Origin of the sequence: Streptococcus sp. A34 (genome assembly GCF_043674115.1) — a bacterium.
In the GTDB taxonomy this organism is placed as follows: domain Bacteria; phylum Bacillota; class Bacilli; order Lactobacillales; family Streptococcaceae; genus Streptococcus; species Streptococcus suis_V.
Map to the genome: position 1 here is coordinate 1 of NZ_JBIMJM010000044.1, position 14,890 is coordinate 14,890.

The 14,890-nt window shown below is 42.4% G+C and carries 15 protein-coding genes; 13 read left to right on the forward strand and 2 right to left on the reverse strand.

Annotated elements, in window-relative coordinates; genetic code table 11:
* Nucleotides 1-179 precede the first annotated feature (179 nt).
* On the forward strand, nucleotides 180-1,661 hold the full coding sequence (gene guaB, locus ACHBGV_RS09250; protein ID WP_172010102.1) for an IMP dehydrogenase: 1,482 nt from the start codon (nucleotides 180-182) through the stop codon (nucleotides 1,659-1,661).
* 43 nt (nucleotides 1,662-1,704) lie between these two features.
* Here the strand turns inward: guaB and recF are convergent, their stop codons facing one another.
* Nucleotides 1,705-2,799, reverse strand: coding sequence for a DNA replication/repair protein RecF (gene recF / locus ACHBGV_RS09255; RefSeq protein WP_394736187.1), 1,095 nt, complete (start codon nucleotides 2,797-2,799; stop codon nucleotides 1,705-1,707).
* Nucleotide 2,800: 1 nt separating this feature from the next.
* The gene (gene yaaA, locus ACHBGV_RS09260) at nucleotides 2,801-3,184 is read right to left on the reverse strand and encodes a S4 domain-containing protein YaaA (protein WP_105122442.1); all 384 of its coding nucleotides are present in this window, start codon (nucleotides 3,182-3,184) and stop codon (nucleotides 2,801-2,803) included.
* A 74-nt stretch (nucleotides 3,185-3,258) separates the two neighbouring features.
* On the opposite strand from yaaA, the gene yfmF reads away from it, so the two are divergent.
* From yfmF to ACHBGV_RS09320, 12 genes are all read left to right on the forward strand, one after another.
* Nucleotides 3,259-4,512, forward strand: a complete 1,254-nt coding sequence (yfmF, locus tag ACHBGV_RS09265; protein ID WP_394736188.1) for an EF-P 5-aminopentanol modification-associated protein YfmF — start codon at nucleotides 3,259-3,261, stop codon at nucleotides 4,510-4,512.
* Nucleotides 4,509-5,789: an EF-P 5-aminopentanol modification-associated protein YfmH gene (gene yfmH, locus ACHBGV_RS09270; protein ID WP_394736189.1), complete on the forward strand. Its 1,281-nt coding sequence runs from the start codon at nucleotides 4,509-4,511 to the stop codon at nucleotides 5,787-5,789. The genes yfmF and yfmH overlap by 4 nt, the downstream gene beginning before the upstream one ends.
* 78 nt (nucleotides 5,790-5,867) lie before the next feature.
* Nucleotides 5,868-6,725: a helix-turn-helix domain-containing protein gene (locus ACHBGV_RS09275; protein ID WP_394736190.1), complete on the forward strand. Its 858-nt coding sequence runs from the start codon at nucleotides 5,868-5,870 to the stop codon at nucleotides 6,723-6,725.
* Nucleotides 6,726-6,735: 10 nt separating this feature from the next.
* Nucleotides 6,736-7,275, forward strand: a complete 540-nt coding sequence (pgsA, locus tag ACHBGV_RS09280) for a CDP-diacylglycerol--glycerol-3-phosphate 3-phosphatidyltransferase (protein ID WP_105111360.1) — start codon at nucleotides 6,736-6,738, stop codon at nucleotides 7,273-7,275.
* Nucleotides 7,272-8,108, forward strand: a complete 837-nt coding sequence (locus tag ACHBGV_RS09285) for an energy-coupling factor transporter ATPase (protein ID WP_105122438.1) — start codon at nucleotides 7,272-7,274, stop codon at nucleotides 8,106-8,108. Before pgsA ends, ACHBGV_RS09285 begins: the two co-directional genes overlap by 4 nt.
* Entirely contained in the window at nucleotides 8,084-8,926 is an 843-nt protein-coding gene (locus ACHBGV_RS09290; RefSeq protein ID WP_105111327.1) for an energy-coupling factor transporter ATPase, read from the forward strand. Before ACHBGV_RS09285 ends, ACHBGV_RS09290 begins: the two co-directional genes overlap by 25 nt.
* A complete protein-coding gene (locus ACHBGV_RS09295; RefSeq protein WP_105160716.1) occupies nucleotides 8,919-9,716 on the forward strand; it encodes an energy-coupling factor transporter transmembrane protein EcfT in 798 nt (265 codons plus the stop codon). The genes ACHBGV_RS09290 and ACHBGV_RS09295 overlap by 8 nt, the downstream gene beginning before the upstream one ends.
* A 130-nt stretch (nucleotides 9,717-9,846) precedes the next feature.
* Nucleotides 9,847-10,542, forward strand: a complete 696-nt coding sequence (locus ACHBGV_RS09300; RefSeq protein ID WP_174851713.1) for a peptidoglycan-binding protein LysM — start codon at nucleotides 9,847-9,849, stop codon at nucleotides 10,540-10,542.
* A gap of 213 nt (nucleotides 10,543-10,755) precedes the next feature.
* On the forward strand, nucleotides 10,756-11,745 hold the full coding sequence (locus ACHBGV_RS09305) for an LPXTG cell wall anchor domain-containing protein (protein WP_394736191.1): 990 nt from the start codon (nucleotides 10,756-10,758) through the stop codon (nucleotides 11,743-11,745).
* A 227-nt stretch (nucleotides 11,746-11,972) separates the two neighbouring features.
* Complete coding sequence (locus ACHBGV_RS09310; RefSeq protein WP_394736192.1) at nucleotides 11,973-13,349, forward strand: sensor histidine kinase; 1,377 nt, start codon at nucleotides 11,973-11,975, stop codon at nucleotides 13,347-13,349.
* Between the two features lie 3 nt (nucleotides 13,350-13,352).
* Nucleotides 13,353-14,021: a response regulator transcription factor gene (locus tag ACHBGV_RS09315; protein WP_394736193.1), complete on the forward strand. Its 669-nt coding sequence runs from the start codon at nucleotides 13,353-13,355 to the stop codon at nucleotides 14,019-14,021.
* 119 nt (nucleotides 14,022-14,140) lie between these two features.
* Nucleotides 14,141-14,794: a hypothetical protein gene (locus ACHBGV_RS09320; RefSeq protein ID WP_394736194.1), complete on the forward strand. Its 654-nt coding sequence runs from the start codon at nucleotides 14,141-14,143 to the stop codon at nucleotides 14,792-14,794.
* Nucleotides 14,795-14,890: the final 96 nt, after the last annotated feature.

Below are 14,890 nucleotides of genomic sequence, written 5' to 3' on the forward strand. Positions count from 1 at the left end.
TGAGTGGTGGTACTCTTATCATATCAAGGAATCTTCTTTTTGACTTCTATAAGTCTCACATCAATTGTAACGCTACATATGTTTAATGATATTAAGACGAATAATGATTGACAAATATTCTTAAAATGTTATCATAGATAAAATAAATTTCAAACAAAAGAGAAAAGAGGAAACCATCCATGTCAAATTGGGAAACTAAATTTTTGAAAAAAGGCTTTACATTTGATGATGTCTTGCTCATTCCGGCTGAGAGCCATGTCTTGCCACACGATATTGACTTAAAGACACAGTTAGCTCCGAATTTGACCCTCAATCTTCCTATCATTTCAGCAGCTATGGATACGGTAACCGACAGCAAAATGGCGATTGCTATGGCGCGTGCAGGTGGTCTGGGTGTCATCCACAAGAATATGTCCATTGCAGAGCAGGCAGATGAAGTGCGTAAGGTAAAACGTTCTGAAAATGGGGTTATTATTGATCCTTTCTTCTTAACACCAGAGCATACAATTGCAGAGGCTGAAAAATTGATGGCGACTTACCGTATTTCAGGTGTACCGATTGTTGAAACCCTGGAAAATCGCAAACTGGTGGGTATTATTACCAACCGTGATATGCGTTTTATTACCGATTACTCAAAGCCGATTTCTAGCAATATGACCAGCGATGGTTTGGTAACTGCTCCTGTTGGAACGGATTTGGAAACTGCTGAGGCGATTCTCCACCAACACCGTATTGAAAAATTGCCATTGGTGGATGAAAATGGTCGTTTGTCAGGCTTGATTACGATTAAAGACATTGAAAAAGTGATTGAATTTCCAAATGCTGCCAAGGATGAATTTGGTCGTCTCTTGGTAGCTGGTGCGGTCGGTGTCACTTCTGATACTTTTGAACGTGCGGAGGCTCTCTTTGAAGCTGGTGCAGATGCCATTGTTATTGACACAGCTCATGGGCATTCTGCTGGTGTTCTCCGTAAGATTGCGGAAATTCGTGCCCACTTCCCAGACCGTACTTTGATTGCAGGTAATATTGCTACAGCTGAGGGAGCTCGTGCCCTTTACGAGGCTGGTGTGGATGTTGTCAAGGTGGGTATTGGACCTGGTTCTATCTGTACCACTCGTGTTATTGCGGGTGTTGGTGTACCACAGGTTACTGCTATTTACGATGCTGCTGGCGTTGCGCGTGAGTATGGTAAGACCATCATTGCGGACGGTGGTATCAAGTATTCAGGTGATATTGTTAAGGCCTTGGCTGCTGGTGGTCATGCGGTTATGTTGGGGTCAATGTTTGCAGGAACAGATGAAGCACCGGGGGAAACAGAAATCTTCCAAGGACGTAAATTCAAGACCTACCGCGGTATGGGCTCTATCGCAGCCATGAAACAAGGTTCTAAGGATCGTTATTTCCAAGCTTCTGTCAATGAGGCAAACAAGCTGGTTCCAGAAGGTATTGAAGGTCGTGTCGCTTATAAAGGTTCTGTTGCAGATATGATTTTCCAAATGGTCGGTGGTCTCCGCTCAGGTATGGGTTATGTCGGAGCAGGCAACCTGACAGAATTACGTGAAAATGCTCAATTTATTGAAATGTCAGGCGCTGGTTTGAAAGAAAGTCACCCACACGACGTTCAAATTACAAACGAAGCACCAAACTATTCCGTACAATAATTGACAAAACTGTAAATAAAAAAGAAAGACTTGTAAACGATGTTTACAAGTCTTCTTTTACAGTTCCCTTGGAAATATGGAATATTTTTAGACTTTCTGGGAGTTGATGGAGATGGTCTAGCGAAGTTGTCGTGATAAAGGTTTGAATTTTATCTGTGATGGTTTCCAGTAATTTGACTTGACGGCTATTGTCCAATTCACTCATCACATCGTCGAGCAGTAAAATCGGATATTCTCGCGTAATTTCTTTCATGAGCTCAATCTCAGCCAGTTTAAGAGAGAGAACGAGGCTACGATGTTGACCTTGGCTACCATAATGGGCATTCATACCATTGATGAAGAAAGCAATATCGTCTCTGTGAGGTCCCACTCCAGTATTTTTTTTGAACAAATCTCGTTTCCGACTTTTTTCTAATTCTGTCAAGAAATCGTCAACCAGGTTGACAGAGTCTGTCAACGAAACAGATGATAGGTAGTCAATCCGAAGTTCTTCTCTTTGACCAGAAATTTCGGCTACTTTTCGGCTACCAAATTCCTCTAATTTTTTGAGGAAATCAATCCGATGCTGGATAACACGACTACCGTAATCAGCTAGTTGATAGTCTAGTACGCTGAGAAAATCCATGTCAACTTTTTCGGTTGATTTTAGATAGGTATTTCGCTGTTTGAGAACGTGATTGTAGTTGGACAAGTCTGATAGGTAGACGGGTTTTATTTGCCCCAACTCAACGTCAATAAATTTTCGGCGGAGGGCAGGTGCTCCTTTGATGAGCTGTAAATCTTCCGGTGCAAAGAGAACAACGTTCAAGTGCCCGATATAGTTGGACAATTTGGCTTGTTTAAGGTGATTAACCTTGGTCACCCGCCCCTTGTCTGTCAAGTTGATGTCAAGTGGAAGTTTACCGCTAGTCCGGTGGAGTAAACCTTGAATGGATAACTCTTTTTCTTCAAATTGAAGTAAATCCTTATCTGAACGAGTTCGGTGACTGCGTGTCAAAGCTAGAAAATAAATAGACTCTAAAATGTTGGTCTTACCCTGTGCATTCTGTCCCAAAAAGACATTGAGCCCTTGATGGAACTCAATATCTAATTGGTCATAATTGCGAAAGTGGCGTAGTTGTAATTTTTCTAACCACATCTTAGGTACCTGGGAAACGGACAGGTTTCCTGTCAACCTTCTTTACAGATTTCTTGACAGGAGGAGCTTGTTTCTTCTGCTTTTTGTTTTCTTGGTTGAGTTTTTTTACTATAGCAGCAACACGAGCTTTTTCAGCTTGCTCTTCTTGGTGCTGTAGAATTTCTTCCTGACTTGGAGCCACAAGGTTGATGTCAATGCCGTGGTCCGGTAGACTGATTTTGTCACCGACACGGATTTTCTTACCTCGTCTTTTTTCATCCTCTCCATTAAACAGGATGGTATTCTCTTCTAAAAAGCCCTTGATAGCCCCGCCGGAATGCACAATTCCAGTTGTTTTGAGCAGAGCTTGTAGGGTAATGTAGTCGTCGAATAATTTAAATTCCATAAGTCACCTCGTTACAGAATATTATAACACAATTTGGTATAATGGAAGGTACAATGTTTTGAAAGAGGCAAAGTATGAAATTACAAGAAGGTGTTGAGCTTCATTTTATTGAATCAGATAAATTCACGACCAATCGAATTCGTGTGCGGTTTGCGGCGGAGATGAGTGAACAGACGGTTGCCGGACGTGTATTGGTGGCGAATTTGCTAGAAATGGGCAATCAAGATTATCCTAGTGCCCAACGCTTGCGGATGCGTTTGGCAGAACTCTACGGAGCTCATTTTTCAACTTCTGTATCAAAGAGAGGACGAGTTCATTTTGTGGATTTGACGATTTCCTACATCAACCCTCACTATTTGCCTGAACAAGAGGATATTACCGGTGAGATTATTGATTTTCTTGAGGCCTGTCTCTTCAAACCTTTGAAGAACGGCAGTGCCTTTAAGGAAGATGTCTTTGCAGTTGAGAAAAATAATCTACTTAGTTTTTTAGAAACTGAGGTGGAGGACAATTTTTATCATGCGGATGTTGAGATGAGTAAACTTTATTATGAGGATGAGGCAGTTCAAATTCCCCGTGTTGGACGGATTGATTTGGTTGAGCAGGTAACGGCGGAGACGGCCTTCAAAACCTATAGTAACATGCTGCGCTTGGATAAGATTGATATTTTCGTTCTCGGTCAGGTAGACCAGGCTTTGGTGCAAGAAAAGTTTTCATCTTTCAGTTTTAAATACCGTAACCCCAAGTTGGAATTAGAATACCAGCAAGCTTATTCTAAGGTTACTAGGGAGAGAGTTGAGCGAAAAGAGGCTCGTCAATCGATTTTAGAACTAGCTTACCATTTACAGGTGGTTTACAATGATGTAAACTATCCAGCCTTATTGGTTTTCAATGGTTTACTGGGTGCTTTTTACCATTCAAAATTATTTATGAATGTGCGGGAAAAAGAAAGTTTGGCCTATACGATTGGCAGTCAGATTTCAATCTTTTCAGGGATGTTGAAGATTTATGCCGGTATCAACAGACAAGATAAACTCAAGGCTATCAAGTTGATTAGACAGCAAGTTATGGCTCTTAAGCAAGGGAAGTTTTCAGAGGATGACCTAAATTTGACAAAAAATATGCTGGTTCATTCTGCAACTCTGGCTCAGGATAGGCAAAATAATTTACTGGAACAAGTTTACAATCAGGTCACCATGGGTCAAAGGAATGTGACATTGGAAGAGTGGATTGAGGCTGTAAACAAGGTATCTAGAGAGGACATTTTACGAGTTGGTCAGCTGGTGCGTTTACAGGCTGTTTACTTCATGGAGGGCATTAAAGAATGAGAATTAGAAGAAAAAAGTACCCCTACATGAAGGAAGTACTCTATTATGCGACAGTTGACAATGGGTTGACAGTTACCTTTCTTCCCAAAACAGATTTTAAGGAAACCTATGGTATCTTGACCACAGAATTTGGTGCCCTCCATACTCATTTTAAAAAGAAGGGACAGGAATTTTCCTATCCTGAAGGGATTGCTCATTTTCTGGAGCATAAATTATTCGAGACTGCTGATGAAGATGATGTGATGAATTTGTTTGCGGATTTGGGGGCTAGTGCCAATGCCTATACTAGCTTGAGGCAGACTAGCTACCTCTTTTCAACAACGGAAAATGTTTTGGAATGTCTGGCCTTGCTCCAGCAGTTTGTCCGTGAGCCACATTTTACGGCTGAAAATGTGTCCAAGGAGCAGGGGATTATTGGTCAAGAGATTGAGATGTATCAGGATGATGCGGACTACCGTCTCTATACAGGTATATTGTCGTCCCTTTATCCAGAAACAGCCCTGGCTCACGATATCGCTGGCACGATTGAATCTATCAAGGCTATCACTGCTGAGGATTTATATGAAAATTTTGAGGCTTTTTATCATCCTTCAAAGATGAGCCTGTTTGTCATTGGGAATTTTGATGTTAAGAAGGTCTGGAAACAGGTAAAAACTTTCCAGCTCGCCCAGAATGATACAGAGATTGAGCTGATTGAGCATTTGCCGGTTAAAAAGTTGGATATTTTGAAAAATCGGACTGAGTATTTTGAAGTGGCCAGCCCTAAATTGGCATTAGGTCTGCGAGGCAACGATTCCATTTCTCTTGCTAACTTACCATCCTATCGAATCAGCCTGCAACTTTTGTTTGCCATGCTTTTTGGTTGGACATCACAGCGTTACCAGACCTTGTATGATCAGGGGAAAATTGATTCGTCCTTCCATTTCCAGGTTGAGGTAACACCAGACTATCATCATGTTATTTTTTCAGCGGATACCAAGGAACCAATCAGTTTATCAGCCAGCTTGCGCAAGGCTGTCAGCCGTTTCGCCAAGGATCCGGATGTTTCGGAGGAACACTTGGCCCTGCTGAAGAAGGAAATGTACGGAGATTTTATTCGTAGTCTCAATTCTTTGGAATTTACGGCCAGCCATTTTGTAGCCAATAGTTTGGAGGGGGCAAGTATTTTCGATCTTCCTCAGTTGATAGAATCTATCGGTCTGCAGGATGTCTTGGAAGTGGGTCAAGCCTTTATTGAGAACTGTGATATGACAGATTATATGATTTTTCCGAAATAATTAGCAACTTATCATCGAAATTTCATGAGTTTTTTGTTAAAATATTATATTGAAAATTATTGTAAGTGAGAGGAAACTATGATCCAGAAAAGTATAGGAGAGGTATTGCGGTCTGCCCGAGAGAGTCGCGGTTGGAATTTTGTAGAAATTCAGCGATTGACGGGAATTCAAGCTAAGTACTTACAGGCCTTAGAATTTAATAACTTTGATGTCATACCAGACCCATCCTATACGCGTTCTTTCTTGAAAAAATATGCGGAAGTACTAGACCTAGATGGTGATGTCCTGGTAGATGCTTTTATGACAAATAGTTTGGTCATCTATCATGAGGATGGGCAGGAAGAAGAGCATGCTTCAGAATTAAAACGAAGCTATAAGGTTAGAAAGAAGAAGCCGTCGATTTTACCATTGGTTTACCTGTTACTAGCTGCGACCTCTATCTTTATCTTGTTGACCTATGTCGTATTGAATAGAGTTCAGAATCAAGAACGAAAAGAGTTGGCTCCGTCGACTGTCCAGGTGGTTTCAGAGAGTTCCCCAGCATCGACAGAGGAAGCAAGTGATACATCTTCTACAAGTACAGATGAATCCTCTAGTTCATCTAGTCAAGAGGAGTTGGCTTCAGGGACTTTAACGACCTCGGGTGGTGGCTCAGAGTTGACGGTCGTCCTTTCTGAACACGCGGGTCCAGTTGAGGTGGAACTTTCCGTGACAGATGCTACTAGCTGGGTCAGTCTATCTGATACAGAAATTGCGGGTGGATTTGTTCTATCTCCAGAAACCAATACAGTCACGGCGACTATTCCAGAAGGCATAAACGCCGCTAATCTGGTTTTAGGTGTGACAGAGGGTGTCTCTATCAAAATTGCTGGCAATAGTTTGGATACGTCAGCCATCACAGCTGATCCTGGAGTTATCTATTTAACGGTTGAATAATATGAAAAAAATGAAAAAAGAAAACATACCCAACGCCTTGACGGTAGGACGGATACTGGTGATTCCGATTTTTATCCTACTCTTGACCGTCTGGAAAGATGCACTGAGCCATTATTTGGCTGCGATTATTTTTGCCTTGGCTAGTGTGACAGACTATTTGGATGGCTATCTGGCCCGTAAATGGCAGGTTGTGACCAACTTCGGAAAATTTGCCGATCCCATGGCTGATAAGATTTTAGTTATGACGGCCTTCATCATGCTGGTGGAGCTTGGTTTTGCCGCTGCCTGGGTGGTGGCTATTATCATCTGTCGTGAGTTGGCCGTGACAGGCCTTCGCCTATTGTTGGTAGAAAATGGTGGTACTGTGCTAGCTGCGGCTATGCCAGGTAAAATCAAGACCTTCTCACAGATGTTTGCCATTATTTTTCTCCTATTGCACTGGAATTTGCTCGGTCAAATCACGCTCTATATCGCACTCTTTTTCACCCTCTACTCAGGCTATGATTATTTCAAGGGTGCGTCTTATTTATTTAAAGATACATTCAAATGACAGATATTATCCAAGTAAAGCATCTCAAGTATAAATACGAAGAAGAAGCTGAAAATTATACCTTAAACGACGTGACGTTTCACGTGAAACAGGGGGAATGGTTGTCCATTATCGGCCACAATGGTTCAGGAAAGTCAACGACGGTTCGTCTGATTGATGGTCTTTTGGAGGCTGAGTCTGGAGATATTTTTATCGATGGAGATAAGCTGACTGTTGACAATGTTTGGGACAAGCGTCGCTTGATTGGTATGGTTTTCCAAAATCCAGATAATCAATTCGTCGGGGCAACGGTTGAGGACGATGTGGCCTTTGGTTTGGAAAACCAAGGCATCCCCTTGGCTGAAATGCGTCAGCGCGTCCAGGAGACGCTTGAATTGGTTGGAATGGCTGATTTCAAGATTAGAGAACCAGCTCGTCTATCTGGCGGTCAGAAACAACGTGTTGCCATTGCTGGTGTGGTTGCCTTGCGTCCAAAGATTATTATTTTGGACGAGGCGACCTCCATGCTGGATCCAGAGGGGCGCCTGGACTTGATTCAGATTGTTAAAGATATTAAGGATCAGCATGGCATGACGGTTATCTCCATTACCCATGACCTGGATGAGGTAGCGCTTAGCGATCGGGTTATTGTTATGAAAAATGGTCAAGTAGAGTCGATTTCGACACCAGCTGACTTGTTTATGCGGGACGATTTGGCTGATTTGGACTTGGCCCAGCCCTTTACGGCAGAATTGGCCCAGTCCTTGCGTCAGGCTGGACTAGCTGTTCCACTCCGCTATTTTACAGAGGAAGAATTAGAGGAAACTGTATGGGAATTCATCTCCAAGAAGTAAGCTATACCTATCAGGCCGGCACTCCTTTTGAGGGGCGGGCGCTTTTTGGTGTTGATTTGGAGATTGTGGACGGGTCCTATACGGCATTGATTGGTCATACTGGATCCGGGAAGTCGACGATTTTACAGCTTTTGAATGGTCTTAATGTACCGACAGAAGGCAGTGTGGTCATCGATGATGTGGTTATCACGGGCACATCTCAAAATAAGGATATCAAGCAGGTGCGTAAGAAAGTCGGCTTGGTCTTTCAGTTTCCAGAAAGCCAGGTCTTTGATGAGACTGTCTTGCAGGATGTGGCATTCGGTCCGCAGAATTTTGGTGTTTCTAAGGAAGAGGCTGAGAAGATTGCGCGTGAAAAATTGGCTCTGGTTGGTATTTCAGAGGAAGTCTATGACCGCAGTCCCTTTGATTTGTCTGGAGGTCAGATGCGCCGTGTAGCCATTGCGGGCATCCTGGCTATGGAACCGTCTGTTTTAGTTCTGGATGAGCCGACTGCTGGTTTGGATCCGGCTGGTCGTCAAGAGCTGATGGATATTTTCAAGAAACTCCATGCGAATGGGATGACCATTGTCTTGGTGACGCATCTGATGGATGACGTGGCTAATTATGCTGATTTTGTCTACATCATGGAAAAGGGCAAGCTGGTTCGTTCTGGCAAGCCGATTGATGTTTTCCAAGAGGTTGATTTTTTGGAATCGATCCAGCTGGGTGTTCCCAAAATCACCAAGTTTGCTGCCAATCTGGAGCGCAGGGGCTTTGTTTTTGAGCGCTTGCCTATTACGATTGAGGAATTTACAAGGATGGTGACGCATGGATAAGTTAATTTTAGGTCGCTACATTCCTGGTGACTCGCTGTTGCATCGCCTAGACCCTCGAAGTAAGCTCTTGGCCATGTTTGCCTTTCTGTTAATTATTTTCTGGGCCAATAATCTGGTAACCAATGCGCTGTTGATTGCCTTTGTTCTCGGTTTGATTTTGCTCTCTCGCATTCGCTTGTCCTTTTTCATCAATGGTGTCAAGCCCATGATTGGGATTATCCTGTTTACCACTTTCTTCCAGATTTTCTTTACACCAGGAACAAGGGTTTTGTGGGAATTCTGGATTTTCAAATTGTCGGTGGAAGGTTTGCAACAGGCGGCAGTGATTTTTGTGCGCTTTGTCCTGATTATCTTCTTTTCAACTCTCCTAACTCTGACAACAACACCACTTAGTTTGGCAGATGGTATTGAGGCGGGGCTTGCTCCTCTCAAGAAAATCAAGGTGCCAGTTCATGAAATTGGGCTTATGTTGTCCATGAGTTTGCGTTTTGTGCCGACCTTGATGGATGACACGACTCGGATTATGAACGCTCAGCGGGCGCGTGGTGTTGATTTCAATGAAGGAAATATCATTCAAAAGGTTAAGTCCGTTATCCCTATTTTGATACCGCTTTTTGCATCTAGTTTTAAGCGAGCAGATGCCCTGGCGACAGCTATGGAGGCTCGAGGTTATCAGGGGGGCGATGGCCGGACCAAGTATAGGGTACTGGATTGGAAGTTGGCAGATAGCCTAGCAATTCTGGCTATGATTTGTTTGGGATTGCTCTTATATTTTTTGAAAACCCCTTAAAAAACACGAACAATTGTGTTTTTTAGTAAAAAACAAACAATGCTGTAATATTTGTAATGGAATTATAAAACAAAAGTAATAATCAAGTTGTAAGATAGTTTCAGTCATATGAAAGGAAACTATATATTTTATGACATTTACAAAAAAATTGAAAAATGTAATTATCGGAGTAGCGACCGCCCTCGTAGCACTTACAGCTGGCGTTGCTATCGCTGATACCTACCATTCTGAATTTAGCATTGCTGATTTTGTTGACCAATCTACCAATTCTTCAGCTGTTGCAGCCAAAGAGGATACGATAAAGAAAACATATGAATCCAAGGAAGAGAAAAAGGTTTCTGATGTAAAAAAAGAAGAAAAGAAGCCAGAGAGTACTGAGGAAAGTACGACGACTGAAGCTTCCAAAGCGGAAGAAGTTGCTCCAGCTACAGAAACAAGTCAAGTAGCTAGCCCTGAGACAACCCCAGAAGTACAACAGCCCGTTGTTCAAGTTGCTCAACCTGAATATCAACAAGTACAGGTGCAACAAGTTGCTACTGAAGCTGTCCAAGCCCAACCTGTAGTTCAGGTTCAAGCAGCCCAGCCAGTTGTTACTGCAGGTGTCGGTGAAGCAGCTGCCAAAGAATTTATTGCTCAAAAAGAGTCTGGTGGCAGCTATACAGCTCAAAACGGTATCTACTATGGTCGTTACCAGCTCACAAGTTCTTACCTAAATGGTGATTTTTCACCTGAAAACCAGGAGCGTGTAGCAGACAACTATGTATTGCAACGTTACGGTTCATGGGAAAATGCCTACCAGTTCTGGATTGCCAATGGTTGGTATTAAGCTAACCAGAGGCCTGTATGAGATATTCGAGGATGAGATAGTTAGGACAGGCGATTGCTTGTCCATTTTTTTGTAAAAAAGGGTAAAAATATAAAAATTCTGCAACAAAATGCTTGACAACCGATATATATATATATATAATGGAGTTATATCTATAGGAATATAGGTAAATGAGATTATACTATTTCTGACAAAATAGGGGAAGGAATCATTATGTCAAATAATACAATCAAGTTTTCACTTAGAAAAACTTCAATCGGTTTGTTGTCACTAGCAGCAATTGCTGTTGCAGGTACAGCAACTGTATCTGCAGCTGAAGTTGAGGTTGCTAACGTTACAGCGCATGGTACCGGTGTAACAGCTGATCCAATTCCAACGTTTGATTTGAATACAGGTGAATTGACAGCTAAAGGTTCAAGCGTATTGAATTCTGACTACAAACCAGCTTTGGATCCAAGCACAGTTGATATCCACGTTCATGGAGAAGGAACTACTACAGAGGTCTCAGAAGTTAAACTTGCTTTTGAAAATGGCGAACCATATGTTTATGCTACAGGTACTGGTGTAACAGCTTCTGCAGAACTACCAGCTTTGGACCCAAGCACAGTTGATATTCAAGTAAATGGTGAAGGCGTTACTGCACCAGCTTTGGAAGAAGCTAAAGTAGCCTTGGATGAGAATGGTTTGTATCTTACAAATGTACCAACTGAAGCACCAACAGCAGAAGCACTTCCAACAGTTCAAATTGGTGGTAAAGACGGTGACTATTACCTTTATACAAACGGTGAAGGTACGACAGCTGCAGAATTGCCAACAATCGATCCTTCAACGATTGAAGGAGCAATCGAAACAGCTAAAGGTGAGAGTGTAAAAGCTCCAGTACTTCCATCAATCGACCCAGCTAGCCTTGTTGCTCCAGCACCAGCAGTAGTTACTCCAGCACCAGCAGCAGTTACTCCAGCACCAGCAGCGGTTGCTCCAGCACCAGCAGCGGTTGCTCCAGCACCAGCAGCAGTTACTCCAGCACCAGCAGCGGTAACTTCAGCACCAGCAGCAGTAGCTTCAGAACCAGTTGCTAAAACTACTTCTACTACTGCAGCAACACTCCCAAATACTGGTCAAACAAATAGTCTTGTGTATTTGCTTCCAGCATTGGGTCTCCTTGGTGCAGCAGCAGTTGTAGCTAAGAAAAAAGAAATCTAATCACATCCTATTAAGAGAGGCAGAATTTGCCTCTTTTTTCGTTTATATGACTTTCAGCTCTTAGGCTTTATCGGCTGAAAGATAGAACAGAACGTAAGCATTCAAAGTGTAAGCTGGTATTTGAGAAACGAGTTATGGTTAGAGTTATCGTGAATTTGAAGCAAGAAAACTTTACAAATAGGTGGAATTTGCTTATAATGTTGAAAAATTAAGGAAGAAAGTGGCACATGAATTTACAAAAACGGATTTTTCGTCTTAATATGCTGATGTTAGGGATTTCTCTGCTTGCCATGTTGGTCATCAGTGTCTTTGTTGTCAATAACATCTATCTGAATCGGAGTAGTTTATTGTCCACAAGCCAGAAAACAGCGATGAGCCAAACCAGCATTGAAGAATTTTCGGGAACAGATTATGTGGATCTAGCAGAGAAACTAGCAAGTGGAGGGGCTCAGCTCTATGTGGAGAGTGATGGCTTTATTTTGTTTTCCAATATCCAGGAAGATGTAGAGGAAGTCACGGCTGTTGCAATTAGCGAGACCACCCATTTAACCTACATTGATGAGGAAATTGTAATCAGTAGGCAGTTGGAAACACAGGGGCAAACAGTCTCCCTCTATGCGGTAATTGAAGATACGGAAGACCAACAAGACGCTAGGGAATTTCAGACCTTCTTGTTACAAATTGCGGTAATGGGTGGCTCTGGTATTGCAGTCATTTTGACCTTGAATTTGATGGTTACCAAACGCATCCTTCAGGCCATTATGAAACCGATGGATGAACTCCACAAGGGGGTTGAGCGGATTCGCAAGGGAAATTACCAGGAAAATCTAGATTATAGCGGTGATCGAGAATTTGAAGAATTGACAGAAGGTTTCAACCAAATGCAGACAAGCTTGTTGGAGGCTCAGGAGAAAAATCGCCTGTATGAACAGAATCGGACCCAAATGGTGGCGGATATATCCCATGATTTACGGACACCTCTCACATCGATTAAAGGCTATGCCAAGGGAATTTTAGACGGAGTTGCTAACACAGAAGAAAAACGGCAGAATTACCTGACCATTATCTATCAGAAATCATTGGTCATGGAGAAATTGCTGGAAAAATTGTTTGTTTTTTCTCAACTAGAGACTGACAAATTGCCATTTGATACAGTAGAAGTCAACTTGAGGGAGGTGTTCGAAGCCTACATCAGTGAGAAGAAGGCAGAATTGGTAGATGAAGCGATTGATTTTCGCCTACAAGTAACAGAGGAATTACCTGTTGAATTGGACCCAGTCCAATTTAGACGGATTTTGGATAACTTGGTAGACAATGCGCGAAAATATGCTACTGCTAACCCGCTTTTGTTGACCATTTCAGGCTCTACTGAAGGAAATCAAGTGGTTTGGACTTTTGCTGATAACGGCCAAGGCGTTTCGAAGGACCATCTTGACAAACTTTTTACGGAATTTTACCGTGTAGATCAGGCCCGTCAGCAAGTGGATGGACATGGTCTAGGACTCTCAATTGTAAACAATATTGTGCATCGTCTGGGTGGCACAATCGTGGTTGAAAATAAGGCTGGGTTGATCTTTACCATTCATCTGCCTAAGAAAGGATAAGAAATGACACGGATATTGATTGCTGAAGATGATATCGAAATTGCACAGCTTGAGCGAGATTATTTGGAAATGCAGGGCTATCAAGTTGATGTCGTAACAGATGGTGCCCTAGTTGAAGAGCAGATTCGAACAGAAACCTATAATATTTTACTTTTAGATGTCATGCTCCCTAACAAAACTGGCTATGATATTTGCCGCGACCTCCGTAACCAAGTGGATTTTCCTATTCTGATGGTGACGTCCAAACAAGAAACTATGGATGTCGTTCGGGGCTTAGGCTTAGGAGCGGATGACTATATCAGTAAACCTTTTGATCCCATGGAGTTGGTTGCGCGTGTGAAGGCCCACCTGACCCGCTACCAACGCCTGCAACCTACCAAAGAGGAGAAGGAACTTCGGATTGGTGACTTGGTGATCTATTTGGAGAGTTGGAAGGTGGAAAAAGCAGGGCAGCCGATCAAGTTGCCCAATAGGGAGTTTGAATTACTGGTTCACCTCGCCCAACATCCCAACAGGGTCTTTTCAAAAGATCAACTCTTCGAGACAATCTGGGGCTATGACTATGTAGGCGATAGTGCAACAGTAACGGTCCATATCAATCGACTGAGGGATAAGCTGGGGGCAGATTTGATTGAAACGGTTTGGGGAGCCGGTTACCGACTCAATGCATAAATTCTTTCGAATTTGTTTAGAAATTGTTTAGAAACTTTACCTAAAGTGTTGAGAATTGTCCTCTATAATAGACTTATCAGCAAAGAGCTGAAGAAAATCGTAAAAAAGAGGAAACACAAATGGAAAACCAAAACGAAAACAAGCAAATTATCGAGCAAGAAGTGCAAACGGAAGAAAAAGCATCTCTCCTAACCAGTTTAAAAACAAAAGTAAGTAAGATGAGTAAAAAATCAATCATCTTGCTTTCAGCAGGGGCTCTACTCTTGGTAACAGGTGGATTTGTCGCAGCTGAAATATATGAAAATCGTTTGGAAGCTTTAGAAACTCAAGTTGAACAGAGCCTTGGTCTATCAGACGATGATGATAATCAAGTCACCACAGCTCAGTCAGTTGTTGCAAGCTCTAGCTCAACAGCATCAAGTAGTACAACAGCAGCAGCTTCTTCAACAACTACAACAGCGATCACAGCTGAGCAAGTTGCAGCAGGTTACGGCATTACTCTGGTAGATAGTTCAGAGCTAGATGGAACTTATACAGCTACGGTCGGAAATGATACGTATACCTTGACCATCAAAGGCAATCAGGGTAGCCTGGTTGAAGTTGACAATGATGGGGAACAAGATAGTGAATTGGTCATTCTGGATCTTGAGAAGAAAATCGCCTACATTGATGGCGAAGCAGATACCTATAGTTTAAGTGGATCAACCTTGACCTTGACAGAAGTTGACACCAACGACACGATCTTGGATAAAATCAGCTTTACAAAACAATAAGAAAAGGACCGTAGAGGTCCTTCAGATTGAAGACAAACACTTAAGAGGCGTTTGTCTTTTTCTGTTTATTGGTCTGATAGTCGGTCTTTTTGCCAG